Here is a 26,060-nt window from a genome sequence, read left to right as displayed (position 1 = left end):
TTTATGAACTTATTTGTTTAAATTCAGCTCCATCTCTTTATATTTGGCAGATACCGAAGGTCTTGGACCGCCAGTCATGATACTCACTGCAAAGATAGCAATGGTGCTCAAGATAAAGCCTGGAACGATGGCGTATAACCAACTATTTAGTGGTACGCCATTCATCTCAAATGGACCATAGACCCATAGGATGACTGTCAAGGCACCGACGACCATACCGGCGACAGCACCGTTACGGTTCATACCGCGCCATGTCAGACTAAAGATAACGAGCGGGCCAAATGCCGCGCCAAATCCTGCCCAAGCGTTAGAAACGAGGTTCAGTACTGAGCTGTCTGGGTTCGACGCTAATAAGATAGCGATGACAGCGACGACAATCACAGAAATACGGCCGACCAGTACTTGGCGCGCCTCTGGTGCTTCTTTATCAAAAAACAGCTTATACACATCTTTCGTCAATGAGCTTGATACCACCAATAGCTGAGATGAGATGGTACTCATGATCGCTGCCAAGATGGCCGCTAATAAGAAGCCTGAAACCAATGGATGGAATAAAAACTGCGTGAATACCAAAAAGATGGTCTCAGGATCATCTAGAGTCATCGCGGTTCTTTGTACGTAAGCGCGACCGGCGATACCCGTCACACAAGCACCGATCAGGCTGATAATCATCCAGCTCATACCGATGTTACGCGCTGTTGGAACATCTCGCACTGAGCGAATCGCCATAAAGCGCACAATGATATGCGGTTGACCAAAATAGCCTAATCCCCAAGCGAGTAGCGAGATGATACCAAGTGCTGTCATGCCGCTTGTGATATCGAGCATACTAGGATCGATGGTTCTGATGGCATCAGTCGTGGCTGACACGCCGCCCAGATCTGTCAAGGCAACGATAGGGACGATCACCATGGCAAACAGCATGATGACACCCTGTACAAAGTCCGTCATCGACACGGCAAGGAAACCACCAAACAAGGTATAAATGACGACCACACCAGCGGTGACCCATAGGCCTGTGCTATAAGATAGATTTAATGAGCTTTCAAACAGTTTACCACCCCCTACAAGACTTGCAGCGGTATAGACGGTAAAGAATAGAATGATGACAACGGCTGAGATGACACGTAGCATGTGCGACTTGTCTTCAAAGCGGTTGGCGAAGTAATCGGGTAGGGTAATAGCGTTGTCAGCTACTTCGGTGTACACACGAAGGCGGGGTGCCACGATGATATAGTTTAAAAAAGCACCCAATGTCAGACCGATGGCAATCCAAGCACTGACCACGCCATCGGCATACATAGCGCCTGGTAATCCAAGCAATAGCCAGCCTGACATATCTGAGGCACCTGCTGAGAGTGCCGTTACTGCTGGGCTGAGATTACGGCCACCGAGCATATAGCCTTCTGTGTCATTGGCCTGCTTAAAGTAAGCATAAATGCCAATCCCAATCATCACTAAGAAATAGGCGGCAAGCGATATCAGCACGCCACTAGAAACTCCGTTCATATAAATTGTCCTTAACCAACTGCGTTGGCGGTAATTATTTTTAACTATAAAGAGTAAGTGTTACAAGACGTTGTCCAAAACAATATCTAAAGACAAAAAAAGCCATTAAGTAGGACATAATGGCTTTGATTCAATATCTGCTGTTAGTTTTATATGATTGGCGTTGCTCTAGGGCGAAGGTATATAGATCATGACACTGCGATTATTGACAAAATCATTCGCTCATAAATAGCACATGGCGTAGTCAATAAAGATTGTCATTCAATAAGGAGCAAATCAAAAAGTCGATGCTTCGCTTTATCGCATTTGCCAGTTATATACCTATAGTTATATAACTATATTGGTCGCCAATATAACCAATCATTTAAAACCATTAAACCTACTGACACCTATCATATATTACTCGAAGTGTTCAATATATGACTATCAGTGTTCATATGGTAAATTTTTGTTATAAAAACAACGTCAAGCGTATTATAACGTATGACTACTACAAATGCGAATGGCGTGTCTGCTAGTAGTAAGGCACAAGAATTATGCGCCTTGACTGATGCTATATAGTATGAATCACTTTATTAATCGATAGGAGATAGTAGATCCAATAGCGCCGTCACACTGCTAGATTGAGTCAGCTTTGGATTGATGACCACGCCCAAATAACGCTGTAACTCGATATTGTCCGCCATATCGATACGCTCTAAGTCTTGACTGATCATGGTCTGCGGCAGTACCGACCAGCCAAGACCGACAGAGACCAGCATACGAATAGACTCTAATGGGTTGGTGCTCATGGTCGCATAAGGCTTGAGGTTATGCTTGGCAAACTCAGCCAGCGTAATCTGACTGGTAAAGGTATTGGCCGACGGTAAAATCGCAGGATAGCGAGCCAACTGCTCGAGCGTCACATTGGATTTGGTCGCCAATGGTGACAAAGTGCCTGTCATAAAGTATAAAGGGTCAGACCAAAGCGTATGGTAGGTTAGCCGCTTGTCGTAGACAGGTGGCAAAGTGACAAACGCCAGTGACAAGTCACCATCTAATACTGCTTTGTGTGCCGCCTCTGAATCGACAAAATGCACTTCTAGCTGGACGGCAGGATACGCTTGGATAAAGTGTTTGAGGACAGGCGCTAAATGGTGTAGGCCAATATGATGGCTGGTACCGATGATCAGCTTACCTGAGACAATATGCTGGGAGTGCTGCAGGTTTATCTTGAAGTTTTCATAATCTTCAAGCCAGCGTTTGGCATGCGGCAGCATTTCGGTCGCCGCTTGCGTGGGTACAATACCGCGTCCGACAGTATCGAACAAAGTGATGTTAAACTCATCTTCCAAATTTTTGATACGTTTACTGACTGCAGGCTGAGTGATAAACAGCTTTTCGGCTGCGCCTGAGATGCTGCCAGTGTGCATAACGGTAACGAATGTCGTCAAGTTTGTGGTGTTCAAACGGATGTCCTTAGCTACTTTGTAAGCTATAAATAAAAGTTGGCTGACCCAATCACAATGTATTAGAAATAAAAGTTTGTGTCTATGTAAAAATCATCAATTATTATTATAGGATTAGCCTGCTATAATCACAAGACATCGAGACGTATTGTCACATATTTATTGCATAAACGGCGGTGTTTTTTCGTATAACGCTTGTTTTAAGCGCAGTTTTTAGCAATAAATATTAGATAAGTATGCCGACCTGACAAAGCGTTGGCGTAGAGATAAGACATACCAATATACTACCTAGACTAGACCTCATTTTTGCTTACCGATAGCAAGTAGGTAAAAATAGTAAGTCAGTGAAAAACTGAGCAATTAGCAATTAGCAATTAGCAATTAGCAATCAATAAAGGATAGCAATATGGCCGGTCAAACGTTATATGACAAACTTTGGAACGCTCACGAAGTCACCAAGCGTGATGATGGCTCGAGCCTGATTTATATCGATCGCCATTTGCTACACGAAGTGACAAGTCCGCAAGCTTTTGAAGGCTTAGAGCTGGCCAATCGTACACCGTGGCGTCTGTCTGCGAATATCGCAAGCCCAGATCATAACGTCCCAACAGTAACCAAAGAGCGCTTAGCGGGCGTGTCGGGTATCAAAGACAATGTATCGCGCCTGCAGGTACTGACGTTGGATGAAAACTGTAGCAAGTTCGATATTGCTGAGTTTACCATCAATGATGCGCGTCAAGGTATTTTGCACGTGGTCGGTCCTGAGCAGGGCTTAGTGTTGCCCGGTATGACAGTGGTCTGCGGTGATTCACATACCGCCACTCATGGCGCGCTAGGTTGTTTAGCGCATGGCATCGGGACCTCTGAGGTTGAGCACGTCCTAGCCACTCAGTGTTTGATTCAAAAGAAATCAAAAAATATGCAAATCCGAGTCAATGGTACGCTTGGCGCTGGCGTGACGCCAAAAGATGTGGTGCTAGCGATTATTGCCAAAATCGGTACGGCAGGCGGCACAGGATATGCCATTGAATTTGCAGGGCAAGTGTTCGAAGACATGAGCATGGAGGGGCGCATGACCGTCTGTAATATGGCGATTGAGGCGGGCGCGCGCGTTGGTATGGTGGCGGTCGATGATACGACGATTGACTATGTCAAAGGTCGTCCTTATGCGCCGACCGAGGAGCAGTGGGAGCAAGCCGAAGCTTATTGGCGTACGTTATACTCAGATGATGATGCCGTATTTGATAGCGTAATTGAGATTGATGGTAGTGAGATTGCGCCGCAGGTGTCTTGGGGCACGTCACCTGAAATGGTCGTCGATGTCACTCAGTCTGTTCCGACACCTGACGAAGCTATCGATGAGGCGCAACAAGAAGGCTGGCTACGCGCATACACCTATATGGGTCTAAGTGCAGGGCAAAAGATTACCGATATCCAGCTTGATCGTATTTTTATTGGCTCATGCACCAACTCGCGTATCGAAGACTTGCGTGATGCTGCTGCGGTCATCAAAGGCCGCAAAGTCGCTGACAATATCAAGGAAGCGATCGTGGTGGCAGGCTCAGGGCAGGTCAAGCAACAGGCAGAAGCAGAAGGCTTGGATACTGTCTTTACGGAGGCGGGTTTTGAGTGGCGTGAGCCTGGCTGTTCAATGTGCCTTGCGATGAATGCCGATAAGCTAGAGCCTGGAGAGCATTGTGCCTCAACCTCTAACCGTAACTTTGAAGGCCGTCAAGGTAACGGCGGTCGTACGCATCTGGTTAGTCCTGCGATGGCAGCAGCAGCAGCATTGGCGGGTCACTTTGTCGACGTGCGTACGTTTTAAGACCGTTCATCCATAACTCCCTCATTGAATTGATAGGAAAAACTATGCAAGCTTATAACACCCAAACGGGCATTGTATGCCCTTTAGACCGCTCAAACGTTGATACCGATCAGATTATCCCTAAGCAGTTTTTAAAGTCCATTAAACGTACTGGTTTTGGCGTCAATCTATTTGATGACTGGCGTTATTTGGACGAAGGGTTTCCGGGGCAAGATAATAGTAAACGCCCGATCAACCCTGATTTTGTCTTAAATCAGCCCCGCTATCAAGGTGCTACCATTTTGCTGGCACGCAGAAACTTTGGCTGTGGCTCAAGCCGTGAGCATGCGCCTTGGGCACTGTCAGAATATGGCTTTCGTACGATTATTGCGCCAAGCTTTGCCGATATTTTTTATAATAACTGCTTTAAAAACGGTATGTTGCCCATCGTCTTAGACGAAGAGATTGTCGATGAATTGATGAAAGCGACCATAGCCAATGAAGGCTATGAGCTCACCGCCGATCTTGAGCGTCAAGTGGTTATCACTCCAAGCGGTGAAGAGTACGCTTTTGAGGTCGATGAGTTTCGTAAGCATTGCTTGTTAAATGGTCTTGATGACATCGGACTGACTTTGCAGCAAGGCGATGCCATCAAAGCGTATGAGGACAAGATGAAACAAAAAACACCTTGGGTATTTAATGACGTACAAGCATAAACAAAGCGCCTTTAAACCACGGTGAGTAAAGTGCTGAACAATAGTAATGCAGCGTTGAGTTATGGCGGTGAACTGGCTAAAATAAGGGGGTCGTTGTGTTGTTTTTATCTTCCTTATTATTAACAGTAGCCGCCATTATGAATAAAACACGTTATGCTTTATGGACCAGTACAGTGATTGCTGCCAGTTTTTTAATGTCAGGCTGCCAGCTATTAACCGGTTATCAAAAAATCGATGAAGCCGAAAATGCCAAAGTATGGGCAGGCCATATTCAGCCAGTCGCAGGCGAGGTAAATATCGCGTGTGTTGGAACCTATCACTGCGAAATTGTGCAAATAGATAAAACACTCGTCATCGCTCCTGACAGTCACGAGCCGGTAAATCCAGCCATGGTGACGACGCTTGCAGAGGGCACAAAAAAGGCCCCAACCAGTGCTGAGATGAGGCCGCTTGTCAATAAAAAGTCGATCAAGATAGTGCCGTTATCCGCCTCTGCAATGCCAGGATTGACCAATTACTATGCCAGAGTCATGCCAGCCAAGCGCGAAATTCACGTCAACTTCTATCCAGAAAACAACGTGGGCTATGTTGAGCGTTTTGCCATGATTCATGATTTTACTCAGGCAGGGACTTATCAGTTACGTGCTTATCAAAAAAAATCTAGTAACAAGTCAGGCAGCTTGCTAGAGACCGCGTCGCCCGAGCCTTTATGCATTGAGCTGCTACAGGGTAGTACCGTACAGCGCCGGTTTTGTAAGCAGTTAGATAACAAGCATCGAGGTGAGTTTGTAGAAACCCATATATAAAAATCTGGTTAATACGTTGAGGTCATCCATCTATGCCAGATAGCCTGCTTGACTGTCGTTTGTTTCATGTTTGACGCAGTGTTGGGATAAAGACACGCCTTAAAAGCCGCGAAATACGCTGTAGCGAGGGCGTATCTTTTTGTACGTTTTAGCAAAAACCCATAGCAATATTATTCAATAAAAACCTATGAAAAAGGATTAGTATGGCAACGATTTTGACACTAGCGGGCGATGGCATCGGCCCTGAGATTATGACCCAAGCCATTGATGTATTAAATGCCGTCAATGACAAGTTTGCATTAAATTTGACCCTCGAATCTGGACTGATCGGCGGCGTCGCCATCGATGCGACTGGCGTGCCTTTACCAGATGAGACCTTGGCTCGTGCCCGTGCCGCCGATGCAGTATTACTAGGCGCGGTCGGTGGTCCAAAATGGGATGGTATCGAGCGCAGCAAGCGTCCTGAGCGTGGTCTTCTGAAGATTCGCGGTGAGCTTGGCTTGTTTGCCAACCTACGTGTGGCAAAGCTGTATCCCCAGTTGGCCAATGCCTCGAGCATTAAGCCTGAAATCATCTCAGGTCTCGATCTACTAATCGTGCGTGAGCTGACAGGCGGGATCTATTTTGGGGAGCCGCGCGGTATTCGTACGCTAGATAATGGTGAGCAGCAAGGCTATAACACCATGGTATATAGCACAAGCGAGATTCAGCGTATCGGCAAGGTGGCATTTGAGTTGGCAAAAACGCGGGCAGCCGCGACAGGTAGTGCTGCCAAAGTATGCTCAGTGGATAAGGCCAATGTCTTAGAGGTCACTGAGCTGTGGAAGCAGACGATGATTGAGATGCAGCAGGCTGAGTATGGTGATGTGGCGTTATCACATATGTATGCTGATAATGCGTGTATGCAGCTGATCAAAGACCCAAAACAGTTTGACGTTATGGTGACGGGCAATATGTTTGGTGACATCTTATCTGACGAAGCTGCGATGCTGACAGGGTCCATTGGTATGTTGCCATCAGCCAGTCTCGATGCGTCAGGAAAAGGCATGTACGAGCCTTGTCATGGCTCGGCACCGGATATCGCAGGGCAAGACAAGGCCAACCCACTAGCGACGATATTATCTGTTGCTATGATGCTGCGCTATACCTTTAAACAAGAAACGGCCGCCCAAGCCATTGAACAAGCAGTCAGCGACGTGCTGGATGATGGACTTCGTACGCTCGATATTTTAGATCCTAGTGAAGCCGGATTGACCCAAGTTGGCTGTCAGCAAATGGGACAAGCCGTTTTGGCAAAATTGGTATAAGGCCCTGTGATATCGCGTCCTACAAAAAGCTATATACAAAGTCTGACGACTCATTTAAAGTCTGACTGCTCGTTTAAAGTCTGACGACTCATTTTTTGACTGTTAAATCGTTATATTTTATAAATTTAGCACCCATAAATTGCTCTGCAGTTTATGGGTTTTTTTATACTTGTTTAACAGTTGGCTGCGATGGGTAACATAACCAACCTGTTATCCGCAAAAAAGTACTTTTATTAACACAGCTTGTGCAGAAGGCCAGTCTTATTAACATAAAGGTGTTATATGCTCACAGACCTATATGGCACCATATTTCACGTATACAACTGATAAAAAGACGATCTGATAAAAATAATCGATATAACAATAAAACCTGATAAAAATGCTAGGAGCATACATGTATCATTTAAATAAAGTCAGCGCAGCGCTCGCCGCGGTTGGTTTGTCAGCTGCCGTATTGATAGGGCAAAGCGTTATCGCCGATACAGACAATGCCGTGGGCGATGCTCAGGCAGTGATGAGCAAATCCGCCGCCACTAAAGACGTCAGTCCAGTTACCAATGGCGTCAGTCAAAAGTTGACTGGCGATAACAAAACGTCGATGTCGCTTAACAAACTGCTTCCTACCATTAAGTACAGCACCGAAAATTTGCCAGCGATGGCAAAAAAAGTAAACGACGCCAGCTGGACGCCTGGTACTAATATCGATCGGACGATTGGCACCAAATTACAAGCATTATTAAACTGGCATCACAGTGGCGTGGGTGCGGTCGATGGATACTGGGGCAAAAACACCAAAAAAGCCATGCAAGCCTTCCAAAAAGCCAATGGCCTAAATGTCACAGAGGCTCTAAATACCGAGACTTGGCAAGCCCTCACGAGTGATAAGGCGCTTATGACGCAGCCTGTGTTGGTCAGCTACCAATTGACAGACGCGGACGTCGATATCAAAACCACTACTATCCCAGCGGGCGCTACCGCAAAAGCGGAGCTAGAGGGTCTGTACTATGAAAATGTGATAGAGGCATTGGCAGAGAAGTTTCACATGAGTGAAAAATATCTCAAAACCCTAAACCCCAGTGCCAGCTTTTCAGCGGGTGAGACCATAACGGTCTATAATCCAGGAAACCCTAACACCGCGCCCGTCAGCCGTGTGGTCGCTGACAAAACTACCCAGACGCTATATGCGTACGATGACAAAGGGGCACTGGTTGCCAGTTATCCGACGACAGTAGGGAGTACAGCCACTCCGTCGCCATCAGGCACGCATACAGTAGAGGTCAAGGTTCATGAGCCCAACTATACTTATACTGCCAATGATGGGAACAAAGCTATCTTGCCGCCAGGCCCTAACAACCCAGTCGGCTCTGTGTGGATTGGCCTGAGTAAACCCTCTTATGGTATTCATGGCTCACCGGACCCTGCCCGTATCAGCCGTCAAGCATCTGCAGGCTGCGTGCGTCTGACCAACTGGGATGCCTTAGCACTATTGGGCGTCATACAAAATGGGGCTACGGTAGAGTTCAAATAGCTTTAGGCAAAAGACAGAGGGCATGAAACCATCAAAGTTTTTTGCTTATAAAGACGGGTTTTTATGAACGCGTCAAAAAAATACCGCTAACTGATGGTTAGCGGTATTTTTTTGCGGGTCTGACGGATATAGTCATTATTAAATAAAAAAGATACACAGCATAAATTCGCGAGATTGGTACAAATTCTTCTTGCGTGCTGTGCTAGCGCCGCTCGATGCCGCAAAAAACTTATTCGAGTCTCGCCATATCTTTTTTATATTGACCTGACTAACTTGTAAGACAAAACATTGATAGCCAATAATGAGTAGGTTTGCATTTTCATTATTATTATCTGTTAAACCACCCAAGCATTCACAAAAATGCTCTTAAAAACGTCTTAGCAAGTACTGCATCATTTGGTAATGATGAGATTTGTCATAACCGCGTAATCGTCATCACTGTTTAATAAAATCGATTTTTATCTCAATTAGTTTTTACCACGATAGGTGATACGACCCTTTGATAAGTCATAGGGGGTCATCTCGACTTTGACTTTATCGCCAGTCAAGATACGGATGTAGTGTTTACGCATTTTACCAGAGATATGCGCGATGATTTCGTGCCCGTTTTCTAAACGAACTTTAAACAAAGTGTTTGGAAGGGTGTCGATGACTTCGCCTTCAAATTCGATAATATCGTCTTTTGCCATAATTTTGTATCAATCAGTTAAAAATAAGCCCATATTATACGCAAGCTAGCGTATTAAAGCAATACAGAACCTGGTTTTGGCTTGACAGCTTGTAATCGATATGTATATCAGTCAGGCAGGTTTAGCCAAAGGGGCGTAAGAGGCGCGGTGGGCAATAGTTTTTGCCAATGCTCGGGATAGTAAGCATTGATAAAGTATAGGCCGTCACCAGAGGCAGTCGGTGGTGCAATAGTACGGTCTTTTTTGGCCAAAATAGTCAAAAAATCAGACGGCTCTAGCTCGTGCTTGCCGATAGCGTACAAGGTGCCCATTAGGTTGCGTACCATATGATGCAAGAAGCCATCTGCTTGAATGTCAAACACGATAAACTGGCCATGGGCAAACAGTCTGGCATGACTGACTGAGCGCACTGGCTGATTGGACTGACAAGCGGCAGCGCGAAAGCTACTAAAGTCGTGCGTACCGACGATATCCGCTGCTGCCTGCTGCATGGCGGCCAGGTCAAGTGGTTCATAAATATGAGTGACTTGATGGTTTAAGATAGCAGGGCGCTGGGGTTGATTGAGGGTGATATAACGATAACGACGGGCGATAGCGCCAAACCGTGCATGAAAGTCGTTCGGCATGGGCTGTATCCAGCGCAGAGCAATGTCGTCGGGGAGCAGGCTGTTTACACCGCGAAGCCAATTATGAGTCGGGCGATAGGCGTGGGTGGTAAAGTGGGCAATCATATTACTGGCATGGACGCTAGCATCGGTACGCCCTGCGGCGACGACTTCTACAGTCTCATTGGCGACTTTGCCGATAGCGGTTTCGAGGGCTTCTTGGACACCCAGCACTTCTTGTTGCCGCTGCCAGCCGTGATACTGCGTACCCAAAAACTCAATAGCGATTGCTAGGGTGTAAGTGGGGTTTTTACTGGCGGTTTCGATAGGGAGTATCTCAGACATGATAATGTGTGGCTTATAAAGTAAATGGTAAGAGTTTCTTATAGCTTTAATAGGACCGATCAGATCAGCGCTTTTTGATGGTGATGCTGGTTTGGCTGACATTGTTTGTCCAGCGCTGACGGCGTCTGGTAGGATCGTCGTACCGTAGCAGCAGCCACAATAATCGCGCATAGATGGCTGGAATGGTCAACCGGCCGCCAGCGATGACATGATACTCATATTGCCAACTGCCAGCCGCATAGTTGTCACTCACGCCGCCAAAAGGCGATTGACTGGCGCAAACCACCATATGCCCATGCTGATGCGCAAGGGTCAATGCCTGCGCCAAATCAGCTGAATAGGGCACGTTGCCTGCACCAAACCCTAATAAGATAATGCCACATGGCGGCTGAGAAAGTAGGGCTTGTAGCTGATTGCTCATAACCTCAGTATCGTTGGGTAGGCAATACAGAGCATGAATACGTGCTTGCTTGGCACGAGCATCGATGCTTTTGCTGATTTCTTGTTGGTCCTCGAGCCAGTGTTGGCGGCGGGCGTCTGGCAAGTGCTTTATATAACTATTGGCAGGATAGGCTGCCCGAGAGTGACCAGTAAACGCCATGAGGTCATGACTATGGATTTTTTGTACCGTTTGTGCAGGCCAAGATTCGCCGCCAAAGGCAATTTTCACTCCTGACTCACCCGCTGCTGCCAGTTTTAACGCATCGTTTAGGTTGCCCCACGCATCGCTATGCGTATCGACGCTATAGGTATGTAGCATCTCGCTGTCTAATAGCGGGCGCATACTGCCAGTGACCGCCACACAGATATCACTCCCTGCAAAGGCCTCTGCCAAAAACGCCCCGAGATAACTGAGCGTGTCGGTACCAGTGATCAGCACAAAACGTCTGTGTCCCTGCGCATAGGCGGCTAGTATCAGCTGGTAAAAATGCACAAAATCGACAGGCGTTAATTGGCTACTGTCTTTGATTAAAGTGTTGTCTAGCCAAGAGATTGGCGGCAGATGGTGGGCATGGTCTGGCTCTGCTAACAGTGTTTGTAACGTCGGTAAAAACACCTCTGCTGGTAGCGGTGCTAATGGCCGGCCATAACTGCCAAAAGTGCCGCCTGCATAAATCAGCTGGATGGGATCAGTAAGCGTCTTGGTCATAACAGAAGAGGGCATAGTCGGCGCCGTCATAAAAAGTAAATAAAAATAAGAACTAGGGTGCCCAGCTCAATCGCTCAAATGAACTGCTCAATGAGTTGCGCAACTGCATTAATAGTCATCTAAATCAGAGCCTACTATAAAGGCTCAATGCAAAAAAAAGCAAGTATTCTCAAGGCACAAGAATACTTGCTAATAAAAAAGCCTGCTTTTTAATTACGCTGTGCGCTCGAGTAGCGACTGCGCTTGCTGCTGCTGTGCACTATTGCCTTGAGAAATGACTTCATTGAGCAAGCGTTTGGCACTATCGTACTCGCCTAGCTGCAGGTACTGACCTGCCAAGTCTAGTGCTACCTGATTGCTGTCTAATGATTGGACAAAGTCAAAATCAGCGGCAAACTGTGCTGAGAAGTCCTCAGCGTTATCTTTTTCAATACTCTCGGCAGGTTGAGTTGCTACTGGGGCAACTGGGCTCGCTGCTGTATGCGATTCATCTGATAATGCATCAAAATCAAAGTCATCATCGATCAATGTATTATCATCAAACGATGTGGGGCTACTTGAAGTCAGCTCAGAGGCTGCTGTCAAAGTAGGGGTAGCGTCATCACTGCTGTCTGCAAAGTCACTGTCTAATGTTAAGTCATCAATATCGATACTGTCATCACTTAATTCGTCACTTATCTCATCGCTTAGATCAAGCACAGGCTCATCAGTGTTTATTTCAACATCTAAGTCAGCTAAGTCAGACTCTGTCTCAATTGCTAGTGCCGTCTCTGATGCAGCGTTTAGGTCATTGCCTAGGTCGCTGTTTAGGTCGCTGTCTAAGTCATCTGCGTCATCCAAATCGTCTAAGGACAAGACAAAGTCGTCGTCGCGGCTTTGGGCGGTCGCATCAGTCATATGGTCAGTCGTGCTCGCTTTATCAGCAGCATCTTCTGAATCCATATCTGTCACTAAATCATCAAAATCTAAGACGAAATCCTCTTCATCTAGCGTTAGTGCTTCAGTGGTATCCGCTTCGACACTGTCCGCTTGGGTTGAGACATCAGATGACTCTGGCTGCGCTGTTTCAATGTCCTCAAGACCAAAGTCGAATTCGCTAAAATCTGTCTCTTCAGCCACTTCTGTGGCCGCAGTGCTCTCGTCAGCTGCCGTGGTGGGCTCTGCTGCCGGTGCCGGCTCATCTAAATCCGCTTCCAAATCACTGAGCGTCAAAGCAAAATCTGTGTCGGTATTGTCATCTGCCAGCACTTGTTCTGATAGTGCTGGGGTCTCGACAGAAGAAGCTAAGGAGGCATCGCTCTCGCTGATATCATCAGTTGCCACATCATGGGTGGGATTGGCATGTGTCGTTGGCAGATCAAAATCTATACTTTCAAAGTCGGCAGCTTGCTCAACGGGCGCGGTTTGCGCGGCGACTTGATTTTGCTCTTCAAAAAACAGCGTCTTTAGCTCATCTGCTAAGGCAAGGCTTTTTGGGTCGTTTTGCGCGCTGATGGTGTCATAGACTTTGTTGAAATTCTCTGATTGATTGATCGTCGCATAGATGCTTAGCAGCTTTAAAGAAAGCTGACTGTCATTAGGCTTTTCGCGCAAGCCGCGATTGAGTGTTTCAATCGCTTTGTCATAACGCTGCTGATCTATAAAGCGCTGGGCAATGGTGATGGGGTCAAACTTGTTTTCGCTGCTGACGTCAGTTTGTACGGGCGCACTTGCTTTTGGCGCTGGTGTCTGTGCCGCGGCATGTCTATCTGACTTGACATAAGGCTGCGCCGAAGGTTTTTGCGCTTTGTTTTTACGTATCACTAAAACCGCTATTAATACAATCAGTACCAAGCCGGCGATGATGTATAGCATATTGTCCATTGTTACTCCCACGCCTATGATCACAGCATAATACGCTGCTATATCAGGCAATTATTGGTTGCGTAGTTTTTTGAGACGAGCTTGCAGCTCTGCCAATTTTTGATTCTGTAATTGAATTTTTCGCGTATAACTGTCAAGTGCGCTACTGGTCTTGGATAAGCTTTGGGCCTGAGAGGCAGCCGCTTGCCGTGATGCTTTTAAAGTAGCTAGTATGTCTGTGCTAAGTCCATTGCCTGTGGCCGCCGCTGATTTGGTTTGGGTGCCATCGGCATTGCCATCATGTCCTGGAGCCAATACAGAAAACTGCGCTCTTGGCAGAGTCTTGGTAATGGTTGGTTTTTTTCGTGGCTTGGCTGCAGGCGCTGAGTTGTTTTGCGCTTTAGCTGTATGGGGCTTTGCTTTAGGCGCTGGCTGTGCGACAGGGGTATTTATCCGCCGACGATATTTTTGTTTTTGGGCGCTGATAGCCGCCTCTAGCGCTTGCTGTGATGGCAATACATCATAATTCGGTAGATTTAGCTTGGCGTCGGCTTTGAGCTGGTCTGCGTCTTTATTGATAAAAGCATTGGGGTTTTGTGATTGAATCTGTTTCATCACGGTCTGAATATCGACATTGTTTTCTTGGGCAATCTGCTGAGCAATGATCCATAAGCTATCATTGCGCTGTACTTGATATTGAAAGTTTGCCGTGCTTCGCGTTTTGGCGTCTGCTATAGAGTCTGCTGCCACGTGGTTTGTAGGTGCAGTCTGATTGTTGGTGCTTGGCTGAGAGGGCGCGGCAGTATCAGCCGGTATGTTGCTACCGACTACCGTTGCCGCTGCCGTATGTGCAGTGCTCAAAGCCGCTTGCTCGGCGGTTTGGTTGTCTTGAGCTGCGTCGTTTTTTGGGGCGGCAGCTACGATACTGGGACTCACACCCGTGGTTTTTTGCTGACTCGGCTGTATCTGACGCGTGACTTGAATACTTAGCGTATCTAATGCGTTGTCTGCTTGCGCTGTGCCGAGCGTGTGTTGCGTAGGTGATGCTTCGCTCGCGGTGCTAACACTTGAGGCGGTTTGCTCTTGAGCCAAACGGCCATTGTCCAAGCGGCTGGCAGGGTTGGGTCGGCTAGCGTTGGTCTTCGCTGGACTGGCGGCCGTGAGCTCAAAGTCATTTGCCAAACGCCCATTGTCTAAACGGCTAGGCGTATAGACTAGATGGTCAGTTGCTGATACAGATGTCTTGGCAGGCATTCCGGCTGAGGCAGCTTGCGTTTGAATACTTGCGCTTTGCGTATTGGCTCCTTGCGTATTCGGTAGTTGCACGTTGGGCGCGGACCGTTTGACGGCCGTAGGAGCGCTTGTCGATGAGCTTGCAGCTGATGCCGATATCAGTGGTGGCGGAGCACCTTTTCTAAGGGTCAAAGGTTTGGCATTATTGGCGGATACGGCAGGTAAATTGGGCTTTTTTGCGCCTGTTACGATGCTTTTGGTGGTGTCGATGGGTAAACTGGCATCGAGCGGCATCAATAATGTTTTGGGCACGACATTACGCTGACCCTGATCATTGATGGTCAATACAATATCGGCAAAGGGTTTAGAAACAGGTTTTGATGTACTGATATAGACTTGGCCGCTGGTTTCTGAGGTCGGCTGAAAGCGTACCCTCATTGAGTCAGTTGGCGTCAACCCCATTTGCTGATAGATAGCAGGGTTGGCCAAGCTGGCTGAAAAATCAGCCGCCCGAATATCCGAGACACTGATGCTGGCTCTTAGAGGCTCATGCTGTGCTGAGGTCACAACGGTCTTGCCAATCGTGGCCGCTTGGGTACTAGAGACAAAGGCGGCACAGCTTACCGAACACAGTAATGCCATCGATACCGCACGGTGTACGCGAGTCAAACGATGAGATAAACGACAAGACATATGCAGCCCTTAGAATATAGGTTATCTTTGCTTTTATAACAAAATCTGGTTTAGTTTACCAGTTTATTTCACAACTGTTGTGTCCAATATATCAAATGTTAATTTACTGTATAAAACGCCCTTTCATTCAGCGGTTATCTGCTTCTCAAGTAGCATAGCATCTCCATAACTAAAGAAGCGGTATTGCTGCTCGACGGCACGTTTGTACGCTTGTTCTATCGCTTGTTTACCCGAAAACGCCGAGACCAGCATCAATAGGGTGGACTTGGGCAAATGAAAGTTGGTCAGTAGCTTATCGATTACGGCGAATTTAAAGCCTGGATAAATAAAAATATCTGTGTCGCCTGACCAGCCAGCAAGTGGCTTGCCCGTGCTCGCAGTCTTTTGGTAGGCAGTTTCGAGCACGCGCGTGACCGTCGTGCCAATCGCGATCACTTGCTTGCCGTTTGTATGGGTTTGATTGATTAGATCCGCGGTTGCTTGCGGTAGATGCGCATATTCACTGTGCATGGTGTGATTGAGCAAATTGTCGGTTTTGACAGGGGCAAAGGTGCCTGCGCCCACGTGCAACGTCACAAAGGCGGTGTGAATGCCTTTGGCCGCCAGTTTATCCAAAACTGCTTTATCAAAATGTAAGCTGGCAGTCGGTGCCGCCACGCTAGCGAGTTTGGCTGGATCATGAAAAACGGTTTGATAGCGAGTATTGTCCGTGTCGTCTGCATGACGCTCAAAATATGGCGGGATAGGTAGCTCGCCGTATTGCTCTAGCTGCGGCAAGATAGGAGCATCAAAGGCTAGGATAAATAAATTATCCTGACGACCAATCATAACCGCATGTATATGACCATCCGCAAGCTGCAAGCGCTGTCCAAGCTTGGGCGCTTTGCTGGCTTTTATGTGGCCAAGTGCGATATGGTCAGTGCAGACCGGTTGATTATCCGCGGTCGTCAAATGCAGGGCAGCGGGCGCCAAGTCGGCAATATCGACCAAACGCTCGATCAGCACCTCGATCTTACCGCCTGTGTCTTTTTGTCCAAACAGGCGCGCTTTCATCACTTTGGTGTCGTTAAACACAATCAAATCACCCGCATTTAGTAAATCTGGCAACTCAGAAAACATGCGGTCTTCGGCACGGCTATCTGCTACAGTGGCGGGATTGCTGGCGGGTAAATACAATAATCTTGAGGCCGAGCGCTGCGCTAGCGGGTAGCGGGCGATTAAGTCATCTGGGAGCTCATAGTCATAGTCATTAACGCTCAGATAGTCTAAGTCATTATTGTTTTTATGGGTATCAGTCATGGTATTACGATCTAAATCTACAGCATGGGAGTGGGTCATAGTGGGTCTTTCAGTGAAGAGTGATGAAGGATGATATGAGCGTAATTGTAGCAGAAATGACAGGATAAACGCATATCTCATTGAATGACTCACAGGCATAATATGTCATAACGACCACGTTATTGCGGCCATTTCGTCATGACCGCGCGCGCTGCCACAAAAACCTGACAGCCATACTGATGGCTTGAGGTAACTATCAATCAGACATCAATCAGATATCAATCAGGCTCATCTATTCAAATAGTTTTAACTGAGGCAAAAGCAGGGCGGCGGGCACCAATGAAGAGAAAGTCACACCGACCAGACGTATGGGCAGATGACGTGGGATGTCCAAAAACAGCTTGTCTAGCCAATAATGGGCGGATTCGGCGCTGTCAAAGGCCGTCGATAACGTGTGTGAGCGCGTGACTTGAGTAAAATCCGCGTATTTAACTTTTAAAGTAATGGTATGCGCGGCCAGTTGTTTTTTTTGCATTTGATAAAACGCATCTTCATTTTGTGCATAAATTTGTACTTTTAGCTCAGCATCGTCGTCAAGATTGTCCCGAAAGGTGGTCTCAGAGCCTACGGATTTGTGCGTGCGCTGCGATTTGACCGTACGCTCATCGCGGCCATGAGCGATATCATGATAGAACTGACCACGTTTTCCAAACTCCTGTACCAATGCCGCCGCTGGCAAGCGCCGCAAATCAGCACCCGTGCGCACGCCCATGGCATGGAGACGCTTGGCAGTGGCTTTGCCAATACCATGAAAGCGCTCGATGGGAAGGGTGCTAATAAACGCATCGGCATCGGCTGGTGGGATAACTGCGATACCATTGGGTTTGTTGATATCAGAAGCAATCTTGGCCAGCATCTTATTAAATGAGACGCCAGCAGAAGCGGTCAGCCCTGTGTGCGCCAAAATCTGTGCTCGTAGCCAATTGGCCATTAACGTCGCTGAGCCTTTATGTACAGATAAGCCGGTGACATCCAGATAGGCTTCATCCAATGACAGCGGTTCGACATGAGGCGTCAATCGATGCATGAGTTGGCGTATATCACGACTGACCGCCCGATAAACCTCAAAGCGCGGCCGAACAAATATCGCCTCAGGACAGCGTTTACGCGCTTCATAGCATGACATCGCTGAGCGCACACCAAACTTGCGCACCTCATAACTGGCTGCTGCGACAACCCCGCGCCCGCTTGGGTCACCGCCGACTACCAAAGGCAAACCTCGTAACTCTGGGAAGTCACGTTGTTCGACACTGGCATAAAAAGCATCCATATCAATATGAATGATTTTGCGGGGTGAAAGAGGAGTAGAAGCAGTCATGACCGCTATTTTACCCCAATTAGCAAAACTATTTTAGCGGCAACCATAAATATGGCTTGATTTTATAAACAAATAGACTATTAAGACAATTTAAAAAATATCAGGGGGTTAAACCCGCCAATATCCCTAAGATCGTACCTTTTGTTTACCGTTTAACCTAAAGGATTTGCCGTCCATCATGATTAATGCATTTAGATGTTACGCTTTTGCTTCAGACGTTCTACACTAAAGTAAGTATCGAAGTAGACGATTGTTAAAAGAATAAACAACTTCTTTATACGCCTTAGTCTATAGCGAATAAAAAGGTTGTTTATGGCTCGCACCACACTCGCCTATAGAGTATTGGTAAACCCGCCGCCTAAAGGAACATACTTAGGGGTGCATGAGGGACTAAGGAGCTGATGATGAATAAACTAACAGGGAGTGAATTGACACGCGCAATGCTAGCACGAGGAGATAAGGATATCTGGTGTGCAGTTTGCGATGAGAGTGATGAGCTGGCGATGATGGATCTGTATGGTAATGACTTCACCGTCTATATTGTTGCTTATCATGATGGATATTTTTACTGTCGTAGCGGCACATCTTGGGCCTGTGCAGTGCCTATAAAGATAGCAGCCATCACGCAAGAAGACCAAGAATACATTGATAGCCCAATGATACAATAAATCTTATAAACACAAAAAAACCTCCCATATAGGAGGCTTTTTTGTTAAAGATGGTACCAGTGGTCGGACTCGAACCGACACGCTTTTAAAGGCAACGGATTTTGAATCCGTCATGTCTACCAATTCCATCACACTGGCATGTAAGTAGATAACGTTTATAAAAATAACAGTTATCGAATTGGGCTACGGTGTTTGCCGTATAGGCTGCGTATTATAGCAGCCTATTTTTTGTCGTCAAGAATTATTTTAAATAATTTGCAGTTATTTGACGATATAGCAAAAAATGCAGACCTAACCGACAAAGGCTCGTTCAACGGCATAGTCGGCTTGTACGCCCATACGTGGGGAGACAGTGAGGCCAAAGACGTCTAGTATCTCTGATACTTCCGCGTTAAATGGCATGCTACCGCATAGCATGACACGATCATCGTCTTTGTTCATCGGTGGCAAGCCGATATCGTCAAACAGCTTACCTGATCTCATCAAATCGGTGACTCGGCCTTGGTTTCTAAATTCTTCACGGGTCACGGTGGGGTAGTAAATGAACTTCTCACGGTACCATTCGCCAAAGATTTCATCGTTAGGCAACTGGTTTTCAAACATATCGCGATAGGCCAAGTCTTCGACATGACGCACGCCATGTACCAAAATGATTTTATCAAAACGCTCATAAACCTCAGGGTCACGTGACAATGCCAAGAAGGGCGCAAGTCCAGTACCAGTCGATAGCATGTAAAGGTGCTTACCTGGTAACAGGTCATCCAACACTAACGTGCCTGTGGGTTTTTTACTGACCAATAACTCATCGCCAACTTTGATGTGTTGCAAGCGTGAAGTCAGTGGGCCGTCTTGTACTTTGATCGAAAAGAACTCTAAATGCTCTTCGTAGTTGGGACTGGCAATAGAGTAAGCGCGTAGCAGCGGTCTGCCATCGACCACGATTCCAATCATCGCAAACTCGCCATTACGGAAGCGTAAGCCATCGTCACGAGTGGTTTTGATGCTAAATAGAGAGTCATTCCAGTGATGAACCTCTGTAACCGTTTCGGTGCGAAGTTTTGACATAAAGTCCTCGTTAATAAGTGATTATCGGTATCGTATGAGTTAAATAGGTATAAGATAAAATTTTTCAATGACCGTTTCGGCGCTAATAAGGTACTGGTTTTTATAGGCGATATGAAGCGCTATCTTAGCCTTTTATATACTTTAACTTACATATTTTATAATTTTATATAATGTTGTAAATGACAGCAAATGCCTGTAGCGTCAAGCCGTGAAAATCAGTTCGTTCAGCCAAATCTGTCCGCTAAGATAATGCAAAACACGACAAGGTATCATTATTTTTATCAAAAGCGGTTTCGTCAGCGCGCCTAGCCTATCAAGTCGCCTCTATTGATCTGCCCATATCAAATTGCTTTTATCAAGCCGTTTCTATAAAACTGTTTTTATAAAAATAGGGGCGGTCATCAAACTCTCGCTCATAATACCAAACTTTAAAATAAAAATCCGTCTGGCAGCGACTATGTGGCATGATAAAATAGAATATCGTTAGTAAATAATTTTGTATCATGCAATAAGCGTGTTTTTGGAGAATTTATGCCTGTATCAGGTGACGATGTGCTCGCCGATTGTCATCGGGCGCCTATTATTGGCTATCATCGGGCGCCGCTCTCGCAAAAGTTTGGGGCGCCAAGACAACCAAACTTGGTGGCGCTGATGAGCGTAGTTGAGATGATTGCGCCTTATGATACGCCCGCCGCTTTTGTTGGCTTAGAGGCGTTTAGTCATATCTGGCTGAGCTGGCAGTTTCATCATAATGATACGGCCAAAGCTGGCAGAGTGAGTGCAGCCGTACCTGCCGGCGAAGAGGATGCGACAGCGGCGCACACGACAGCAAAAGGGTATTTTCGTCCGCAAGTGCGGCCACCAAGATTGGGCGGCAATCAAAAAATAGGCGTGTTTGCCAGCCGTAGTATGTATCGCCCATCAGCGCTGGGGCTGTCTGTGGTCAAGCTTGAGCGCGTCGAGGTAGTACAAGGTCGCGCGTTTCTTATCATCAGTGGCGCTGATATGATAGATGGTACGCCCATCATCGATATCAAGCCCTATGTGGCGTATAGCGATGCGCTGATCGATGCTCGTAGTGGCTTTGCTCCTACGGCACCTGAGCTGCTAGAGGTCACAGTCACTGACGCCGCTTATCAGCAGTTTTTGCAGCTAATGTCTGATGCGCTTACTAGAGAAACTGCGCAAGGTGCTGGCAGGCAAGTGTTAATCAATCAGGCGCGCTGGCAACTTGTCGATACGGATATGGCCATCATTCAAGCACTCATCGCTCAAGATCCGCGACCTGCCTATCGCCACAAGGAAGTGCACAAAACCTTTACGATGCGCTACAAGTCTGTCGATGTAGCGTTTTGGCGGCTTGCATCAGGGGCGCTACAGATCACAGCGATTACCAGCATAGCATAATGTTGTATAGTATAACGCTAACATAGTATCACGCTAAAGACCTTATATAATGCTGCAGCTGAGCTTGGCCAATCTAGACGATGGCCTCACATGTACTGACCAAAAAAGAAGAAAAATATGTCTGAGCAGAAGTATTCGATAGTCATAGATTTACGGTGGTGCCTAGATGAGTTACTGGCGGATAGAATCATTGATCAACGCAGCTATAATTTGGTCATCACCAGCCGCCGAGCCAAGGAGCAGCATCCACTACTGACCATTAGCGAGTTTGGTTTGCCCAATGCTCATGCGCTAGACAGCACCTCTGAAGCCAAACTAACGCTGTCATGGCTCAACCAATGGCTAGCGGCCAAAGCGGGTATGGCGATGGTGCGTATTGATCCGCTAAAGGTTGATGTGCCAGCAGTCACGCAGCTGATGTCGTTTGAATATGCTCGCTCGCAGCATATTTTGCCGATTGAGGTCACATTAGATGAGGTCGTCATTGGTACAGACCAGCCGTTTTTTACCGATTGGCACGCCAATATCGAAAAGCTGATCAAATCCAAAACCTATCGCACCGTCTATATCAGTCCCGATCAGCTCAAGCGTTATCGTCAAGAGTTTTATCAAGTGACACAAGCGATTGCGGGTGCCAACTCTTTACATAAGCGTGCTGCCGCTGATGTGACCAATGTTGAGGCGTTATTGCAGCTTGGGGACAACACCAACCCCGATGCCAATGATCAACATATTGTCAAAGTCGTCGACTGGCTGCTGCAGTATGCCTTTGAGCAGCGTGCCAGCGATATTCATTTAGAGCCGCGGCGCGAGATGGGGAGGGTGCGCTTTCGTATCGATGGGGTGCTGCACACAGTATATGAGATGCCGCTGGCCATCATCGTCGCAGTGACTGCGCGTATCAAAATCTTGGGGCGGCTAAATGTCGCCGAAAAGCGCAAGCCGCAAGATGGCCGTCTAAAGACTCGTACGCCAAAGGGGCTAGAAACCGAGCTGCGACTCTCTACCATGCCGACCGCTTTTGGCGAAAAGTTGGTGATGCGCGTCTTTGACCCTGAAGTGTTGGTACGCTCGTTTGCTCAGCTTGGTTTGTCGGGTAAGCAGCTCGAGACATGGCATGAGCTGACCGCCCATCCAAACGGTATTATTTTGGTCACCGGCCCGACAGGATCTGGTAAGACCACCACCCTATATAGCACGCTCAAACAGTTGGCGACCGAGCAGGTCAACTTGTGTACCATCGAAGACCCTATCGAGATGATTGAGCCAAGCTTTAATCAGATGCAGGTCAATGCGGGAGTGGATTTGCATTTCGCTGATGGTATCCGCTCATTGATGCGTCAGGATCCAGATATCATCATGGTTGGGGAGATTCGCGATACTGAGACGGCCAATATGGCGGTACAAGCGTCGCTGACTGGGCACTTGGTACTCTCAACACTGCATACCAATGATGCACCAAGCTCACTGACACGTCTGCATGATTTGGGGGTGCAGCCGTTTTTGACCTCAGCGACCATACTCGGAGTCATGGCCCAGCGTTTATTGCGTACCTTATGTCCACACTGCAAGCAAGCGTTAGAGGTGCGCCCCGAGAGTGAGATTGCCATTCAATGGCAGGAGCTGGTGCAGCCTTGGCGCGCGCCCTTGCCTGCGCAAATCTACCGTGCAACAGGCTGTGAGCATTGCCGCCAAACGGGTTATCAAGGCCGTGTGGGCCTGTATGAAATCATGCCGCTATCCAATGAGTTAAAAAAGTTGGTCGCAACCGATGCCAATGTAGAGGCACTAAAAAAACAAGCCTACCGCGAAGGGGTGCAGCCGCTGCGATTATCGGGTGCCAAGCGTATCAGTGAAGGGGTGACGACCATAGAAGAGGTGATGCGCGTGGTACCGCTGCATTAAGCGTATGCGGCAAATAGACCGCTGTCCTTCATGTTTGCATACCGCTTTAGCGCTCCCAGCGTACATTTTGGCGCATGATTTTCGCGGGCGTGCCTGCGACCATGCAGTTTGGGGTGGTAATGGGTTTGTTGACAAAAGACCCTGCGGCAATGATACAGCCGCTAGCGATGGTGACATTTTTGGAGATAGTGACGTTGGCTGCGATCCAGATATGATCTTCCAATACCACATCAGCGCGGGCCTGGTTTAGGCGCTCGTTGGACTCGGTGTCGTAGACTTTGTGGACATCGGTTGCACGGATTTCTATCCCGCGCGATATCATGCATGCTATGCCGATGCGCACGCTTTTGTCACGTGCCAACACATAGCAGTCAATCGCCGTGGTCCGATCGCCGATATCAATGTGCAAATGATCGCCCACAATCAGCAGATGGCCTGAAAATTTGACGTGCTTACCGATGGTAATATGATTATGACTGCCATTGATATCGATATTGAGCTTGTTAAACTTCCCGTGCTTGCCGATACTGATTTGATTGTCATGACCTTTACGTATGGTAATGGCTGAGCCGCCGATGATACGCGCATCATGGGCGATATCGATATGATTGTCCTGTCCGTTATCTGTCAATAAAAATCGCTGTTTGTAGAGTTGTTTGGGTAGCAGAGTTTTGAGGATAGGGGGCAGGGTCACTGTCTTTTTTGGCGTCATAATAGCAGAGCTTATGTGGATGAATGTTAGACGTGATAGGCCGCTGGTCGCAGCGCTCTATGGGTCTTTATGGATTATGCCTTGAAAACAGTGCAAGTCAGAGCAATAAATAGCACAAAGACGAGGCATTTTATACTGTTAAGGTCATTTTTTTAACTGTCATGTCTTATTTTAAAATTTACCACTTATGTATTTAATTAACGAGAGTGTTTATGTTTACTGATACGCATTGTCATCTAAACCGCCTGGATTTAACCAAATATGATGGCCAACTGTCCGGCGCAATTGACGCGATGAAAGCGGCCAATGTCACGCGCGCGATGGCGATTATGTGTGATTTTGCTGAATATGATGACATCGCTCATATTGTCAGCACTCATAGCGATGAGGTGTTAGAGCTGGGCATGAGTGTCGGCATTCATCCTTGTGAAGATATCACAGTGTTGCAATCTGCGACAACCGAGCGGCTGATACAAACCGCTGATGCTGAGCATGTCTGGGCCATCGGGGAGACGGGACTGGATTACTACTGGTCAACAGAAAATAAAAAAGAGCAGCAAGCCAGTCTTGCTCGTCATATCTATGCCAGCCAGCAGCTCAAAAAACCTTTGGTGGTGCACATGCGCGATGCCAAAGAAGATACCCTTGATATCCTAAAAGCAGAAGGCGCCGAGCATGGCATCATTCATTGTTTTACTGAAGATTGGGAGACGGCCAAACGAGCGCTGGATCTAGGGTTTTATATCTCGTTTTCAGGCATCGTCAGTTTTAAGAGCGCACAGATGATTCAAGATGCGGCGCGCAAGATGCCCAAAGATAGAATCCTCATCGAAACCGACAGCCCTTATCTGGCTCCTGTCCCCAAGCGCGGCAAACCCAATGAGCCTGCCTATGTGCCGTATGTCGCCCGTTATCTGGCTCAGATTTATGGGTGTGACAGTGAGGAGGTTGGAGCGCTGACAGCAAAAAACTTTGAAAATTTGCTGGCACAGTACAGCTAAAATGGTTATGCTATGACCACTCAGTCATTTATCGGGTAATGTGAGGGCTTTGTCTCTTTTTTATTTCTAATATCGAGCGTAATCAGGCAGTTACCCATGACTATTTAGCAAACACGAGCATATTCCCTTTGGCAGTTCTCGAGCAGTCTTCATATAGTTGCATCCGCTTGTTGCCGATACATCCGTATAAACGATGGTTATATGCTTAATCTTGTCAAGTTTTAGGAGAGATTATGAGTCGTCAGCATCAGTTCAAAGCACGAGAAGAGAATATCTTAGCGATGGCAGAGCAACTGTTACTTGAGTCCGGCGATGGTGATATCACTTTGGACAGTTTGGCAGATCAGCTGGATTTGGCCAAAGGCACGTTATATAAGCATTTCTCCAGTAAAGATGAGCTGTATCTGCGTATTATTATTCGTTATGAAGAGCAGTTGTTTGAGATCAACCGTATTGATGACTGCCCATCAGCGGGGGTGGCTCGTATGATTTTGCAGCAACTGTTTAATCCCCAAAAAGCCATGTTGCTCAACCAGATAGAAGAGCGTCTGGCGGCCTCGGTGACAGGTCTTAACCGCTTGTTTGGCGAGCTGTACGACATTCGCCGTCAGCGTATGAAGCGTTTGATCGACATCATTAGCGCGTATCTAAAAGACGAGCACAGTAGTTTGAGCACTCGTGACTATTTGTCATCGATTTGGGCGATGGGTCAAGGCGGGGCGGGGTTATTAAACTCAAGTTTTTATCAGCGTTATTTGGGTCGCCGCGACACCTTGCGTTATGCTTTTGTGCAGCAAATGCTGGAGTTGCCAAGTCACTACCCAGCTGCTGACGATGACGTGATGGATGAGGATATGCAAGAGTTGGTAGAGCAAATCGATACAGAATCAGAAGAGCACCGTAACACCAACTATTAGCGCGTTTCTCGTGTTAAAAATGATGACTTACATGAGTTAAGAGCACATAACCCA

General features: G+C 47.2%; 21 protein-coding genes and 1 tRNA gene. 10 read left to right on the top strand and 12 right to left on the bottom strand.

Features of this window, described 5'->3' with window-relative positions; genetic code table 11:
* Nucleotides 1-9: 9 nt before the first annotated feature.
* Nucleotides 10-1,509, bottom strand: coding sequence for a sodium/proline symporter PutP (gene putP / locus ACNFVB_RS08970; protein ID WP_289056333.1), 1,500 nt, complete (start codon nt 1,507-1,509; stop codon nt 10-12).
* A 575-nt stretch (nt 1,510-2,084) separates the two neighbouring features.
* The gene (locus ACNFVB_RS08965; RefSeq protein ID WP_075101606.1) at nt 2,085-2,957 is read right to left on the bottom strand and encodes a LysR family transcriptional regulator; all 873 of its coding nucleotides are present in this window, start codon (nt 2,955-2,957) and stop codon (nt 2,085-2,087) included.
* Between the two features lie 406 nt (nt 2,958-3,363).
* Between ACNFVB_RS08965 and leuC the strand changes: the two genes are divergently transcribed.
* The 5 genes from leuC to ACNFVB_RS08940 all read left to right on the top strand — a co-directional run bounded on the left by leuC (nt 3,364) and on the right by ACNFVB_RS08940 (nt 9,118).
* Nucleotides 3,364-4,782: a 3-isopropylmalate dehydratase large subunit gene (gene leuC / locus ACNFVB_RS08960; protein ID WP_430737263.1), complete on the top strand. Its 1,419-nt coding sequence runs from the start codon at nt 3,364-3,366 to the stop codon at nt 4,780-4,782.
* 44 nt (nt 4,783-4,826) lie between these two features.
* Nucleotides 4,827-5,477, top strand: coding sequence for a 3-isopropylmalate dehydratase small subunit (gene leuD / locus ACNFVB_RS08955; protein WP_430737262.1), 651 nt, complete (start codon nt 4,827-4,829; stop codon nt 5,475-5,477).
* A 137-nt stretch (nt 5,478-5,614) separates the two neighbouring features.
* Nucleotides 5,615-6,283, top strand: coding sequence for a hypothetical protein (locus tag ACNFVB_RS08950; RefSeq protein WP_430737261.1), 669 nt, complete (start codon nt 5,615-5,617; stop codon nt 6,281-6,283).
* Between the two features lie 203 nt (nt 6,284-6,486).
* Nucleotides 6,487-7,590, top strand: a complete 1,104-nt coding sequence (leuB, locus tag ACNFVB_RS08945) for a 3-isopropylmalate dehydrogenase (protein WP_192994570.1) — start codon at nt 6,487-6,489, stop codon at nt 7,588-7,590.
* A gap of 394 nt (nt 7,591-7,984) precedes the next feature.
* Nucleotides 7,985-9,118, top strand: coding sequence for a L,D-transpeptidase family protein (locus tag ACNFVB_RS08940; RefSeq protein WP_430737260.1), 1,134 nt, complete (start codon nt 7,985-7,987; stop codon nt 9,116-9,118).
* Nucleotides 9,119-9,585: 467 nt separating this feature from the next.
* Here ACNFVB_RS08940 and infA read toward each other — a convergent pair whose 3' ends face one another.
* The 7 genes from infA to dinB all read right to left on the bottom strand — a co-directional run bounded on the left by infA (nt 9,586) and on the right by dinB (nt 18,331).
* Complete coding sequence (gene infA / locus ACNFVB_RS08935) at nt 9,586-9,807, bottom strand: translation initiation factor IF-1 (protein WP_021814850.1); 222 nt, start codon at nt 9,805-9,807, stop codon at nt 9,586-9,588.
* 107 nt (nt 9,808-9,914) lie between these two features.
* A complete protein-coding gene (gene truA, locus ACNFVB_RS08930; protein ID WP_289056336.1) occupies nt 9,915-10,757 on the bottom strand; it encodes a tRNA pseudouridine(38-40) synthase TruA in 843 nt (280 codons plus the stop codon).
* A 64-nt stretch (nt 10,758-10,821) separates the two neighbouring features.
* Nucleotides 10,822-11,907: an asparaginase gene (locus tag ACNFVB_RS08925; protein ID WP_430738511.1), complete on the bottom strand. Its 1,086-nt coding sequence runs from the start codon at nt 11,905-11,907 to the stop codon at nt 10,822-10,824.
* Between the two features lie 213 nt (nt 11,908-12,120).
* Nucleotides 12,121-13,770: a FimV/HubP family polar landmark protein gene (locus tag ACNFVB_RS08920; protein ID WP_430737259.1), complete on the bottom strand. Its 1,650-nt coding sequence runs from the start codon at nt 13,768-13,770 to the stop codon at nt 12,121-12,123.
* A gap of 51 nt (nt 13,771-13,821) precedes the next feature.
* Nucleotides 13,822-15,675 carry a type IV pilus assembly protein FimV gene (locus ACNFVB_RS08915; protein ID WP_430737258.1) on the bottom strand — a complete coding sequence of 618 codons (1,854 nt, stop codon included), beginning with the start codon at nt 15,673-15,675 and terminating at the stop codon, nt 13,822-13,824.
* 123 nt (nt 15,676-15,798) lie between these two features.
* Complete coding sequence (gene queA, locus ACNFVB_RS08910; RefSeq protein WP_430738510.1) at nt 15,799-16,974, bottom strand: tRNA preQ1(34) S-adenosylmethionine ribosyltransferase-isomerase QueA; 1,176 nt, start codon at nt 16,972-16,974, stop codon at nt 15,799-15,801.
* Between the two features lie 271 nt (nt 16,975-17,245).
* Nucleotides 17,246-18,331 carry a DNA polymerase IV gene (gene dinB, locus ACNFVB_RS08905; RefSeq protein ID WP_430737257.1) on the bottom strand — a complete coding sequence of 362 codons (1,086 nt, stop codon included), beginning with the start codon at nt 18,329-18,331 and terminating at the stop codon, nt 17,246-17,248.
* Between the two features lie 401 nt (nt 18,332-18,732).
* On the opposite strand from dinB, the gene ACNFVB_RS08900 reads away from it, so the two are divergent.
* Nucleotides 18,733-18,999 carry a hypothetical protein gene (locus tag ACNFVB_RS08900; RefSeq protein WP_430737256.1) on the top strand — a complete coding sequence of 89 codons (267 nt, stop codon included), beginning with the start codon at nt 18,733-18,735 and terminating at the stop codon, nt 18,997-18,999.
* A 51-nt stretch (nt 19,000-19,050) separates the two neighbouring features.
* On the opposite strand, the gene ACNFVB_RS08895 is transcribed toward ACNFVB_RS08900, so the two are convergent.
* Nucleotides 19,051-19,137 (bottom strand) — tRNA-Leu (locus ACNFVB_RS08895).
* A gap of 153 nt (nt 19,138-19,290) precedes the next feature.
* On the bottom strand, nt 19,291-20,064 hold the full coding sequence (locus ACNFVB_RS08890; RefSeq protein WP_430737255.1) for a ferredoxin--NADP reductase: 774 nt from the start codon (nt 20,062-20,064) through the stop codon (nt 19,291-19,293).
* Between the two features lie 531 nt (nt 20,065-20,595).
* Here ACNFVB_RS08890 and ACNFVB_RS08885 point away from each other — a divergent pair.
* Nucleotides 20,596-21,471, top strand: coding sequence for a TrmO family methyltransferase domain-containing protein (locus ACNFVB_RS08885; protein ID WP_430737254.1), 876 nt, complete (start codon nt 20,596-20,598; stop codon nt 21,469-21,471).
* A 117-nt stretch (nt 21,472-21,588) separates the two neighbouring features.
* Nucleotides 21,589-23,376: a GspE/PulE family protein gene (locus tag ACNFVB_RS08880; RefSeq protein WP_430737253.1), complete on the top strand. Its 1,788-nt coding sequence runs from the start codon at nt 21,589-21,591 to the stop codon at nt 23,374-23,376.
* Between the two features lie 46 nt (nt 23,377-23,422).
* Here the strand turns inward: ACNFVB_RS08880 and ACNFVB_RS08875 are convergent, their stop codons facing one another.
* Nucleotides 23,423-24,088, bottom strand: coding sequence for an acyltransferase (locus ACNFVB_RS08875; protein WP_430737252.1), 666 nt, complete (start codon nt 24,086-24,088; stop codon nt 23,423-23,425).
* A 212-nt stretch (nt 24,089-24,300) separates the two neighbouring features.
* Here ACNFVB_RS08875 and ACNFVB_RS08870 point away from each other — a divergent pair, with 212 nt between their 5' ends.
* Both ACNFVB_RS08870 and ACNFVB_RS08865 read left to right on the top strand, forming a co-directional pair.
* The gene (locus ACNFVB_RS08870) at nt 24,301-25,089 is read left to right on the top strand and encodes a TatD family hydrolase (protein WP_430737251.1); all 789 of its coding nucleotides are present in this window, start codon (nt 24,301-24,303) and stop codon (nt 25,087-25,089) included.
* 233 nt (nt 25,090-25,322) lie between these two features.
* Nucleotides 25,323-26,006: a TetR/AcrR family transcriptional regulator gene (locus tag ACNFVB_RS08865; protein ID WP_075101590.1), complete on the top strand. Its 684-nt coding sequence runs from the start codon at nt 25,323-25,325 to the stop codon at nt 26,004-26,006.
* The last annotated feature ends 54 nt before the right edge of the window (nt 26,007-26,060 follow it).

The sequence above is a fragment of the Psychrobacter sp. VH5 genome, from assembly GCF_050572635.1.
Classification (GTDB): Bacteria; Pseudomonadota; Gammaproteobacteria; order Pseudomonadales; family Moraxellaceae; genus Psychrobacter; species Psychrobacter celer.
The sequence above is the reverse complement of the archived record's forward strand: the minus strand, read 5'-3'. Positions and strand labels throughout refer to the sequence as shown.

What these genes read in the sequence shown, in the direction of transcription:
- ACNFVB_RS08915 (WP_430737258.1), bottom strand. Translation starts at nt 15,675, where the DNA reads ATGTCTTGTCGTTTATCTCATCGTTTGACTCGCGTACACCGTGCGGTA.
- ACNFVB_RS08870 (WP_430737251.1), top strand. Translation starts at nt 24,301, where the DNA reads ATGTTTACTGATACGCATTGTCATCTAAACCGCCTGGATTTAACCAAA.
- leuD (WP_430737262.1), top strand. Translation starts at nt 4,827, where the DNA reads ATGCAAGCTTATAACACCCAAACGGGCATTGTATGCCCTTTAGACCGC.
- ACNFVB_RS08900 (WP_430737256.1), top strand. Translation starts at nt 18,733, where the DNA reads ATGATGAATAAACTAACAGGGAGTGAATTGACACGCGCAATGCTAGCA.
- ACNFVB_RS08865 (WP_075101590.1), top strand. Translation starts at nt 25,323, where the DNA reads ATGAGTCGTCAGCATCAGTTCAAAGCACGAGAAGAGAATATCTTAGCG.
- putP (WP_289056333.1), bottom strand. Translation starts at nt 1,509, where the DNA reads ATGAACGGAGTTTCTAGTGGCGTGCTGATATCGCTTGCCGCCTATTTC.
- leuC (WP_430737263.1), top strand. Translation starts at nt 3,364, where the DNA reads ATGGCCGGTCAAACGTTATATGACAAACTTTGGAACGCTCACGAAGTC.
- ACNFVB_RS08885 (WP_430737254.1), top strand. Translation starts at nt 20,596, where the DNA reads ATGCCTGTATCAGGTGACGATGTGCTCGCCGATTGTCATCGGGCGCCT.
- dinB (WP_430737257.1), bottom strand. Translation starts at nt 18,331, where the DNA reads ATGACTGCTTCTACTCCTCTTTCACCCCGCAAAATCATTCATATTGAT.
- infA (WP_021814850.1), bottom strand. Translation starts at nt 9,807, where the DNA reads ATGGCAAAAGACGATATTATCGAATTTGAAGGCGAAGTCATCGACACC.
- ACNFVB_RS08920 (WP_430737259.1), bottom strand. Translation starts at nt 13,770, where the DNA reads ATGGACAATATGCTATACATCATCGCCGGCTTGGTACTGATTGTATTA.
- ACNFVB_RS08950 (WP_430737261.1), top strand. Translation starts at nt 5,615, where the DNA reads ATGAATAAAACACGTTATGCTTTATGGACCAGTACAGTGATTGCTGCC.
- ACNFVB_RS08925 (WP_430738511.1), bottom strand. Translation starts at nt 11,907, where the DNA reads ATGACCAAGACGCTTACTGATCCCATCCAGCTGATTTATGCAGGCGGC.
- ACNFVB_RS08875 (WP_430737252.1), bottom strand. Translation starts at nt 24,088, where the DNA reads ATGACGCCAAAAAAGACAGTGACCCTGCCCCCTATCCTCAAAACTCTG.
- ACNFVB_RS08940 (WP_430737260.1), top strand. Translation starts at nt 7,985, where the DNA reads ATGTATCATTTAAATAAAGTCAGCGCAGCGCTCGCCGCGGTTGGTTTG.
- queA (WP_430738510.1), bottom strand. Translation starts at nt 16,974, where the DNA reads ATGACTGATACCCATAAAAACAATAATGACTTAGACTATCTGAGCGTT.
- leuB (WP_192994570.1), top strand. Translation starts at nt 6,487, where the DNA reads ATGGCAACGATTTTGACACTAGCGGGCGATGGCATCGGCCCTGAGATT.
- ACNFVB_RS08880 (WP_430737253.1), top strand. Translation starts at nt 21,589, where the DNA reads ATGTCTGAGCAGAAGTATTCGATAGTCATAGATTTACGGTGGTGCCTA.
- truA (WP_289056336.1), bottom strand. Translation starts at nt 10,757, where the DNA reads ATGTCTGAGATACTCCCTATCGAAACCGCCAGTAAAAACCCCACTTAC.
- ACNFVB_RS08890 (WP_430737255.1), bottom strand. Translation starts at nt 20,064, where the DNA reads ATGTCAAAACTTCGCACCGAAACGGTTACAGAGGTTCATCACTGGAAT.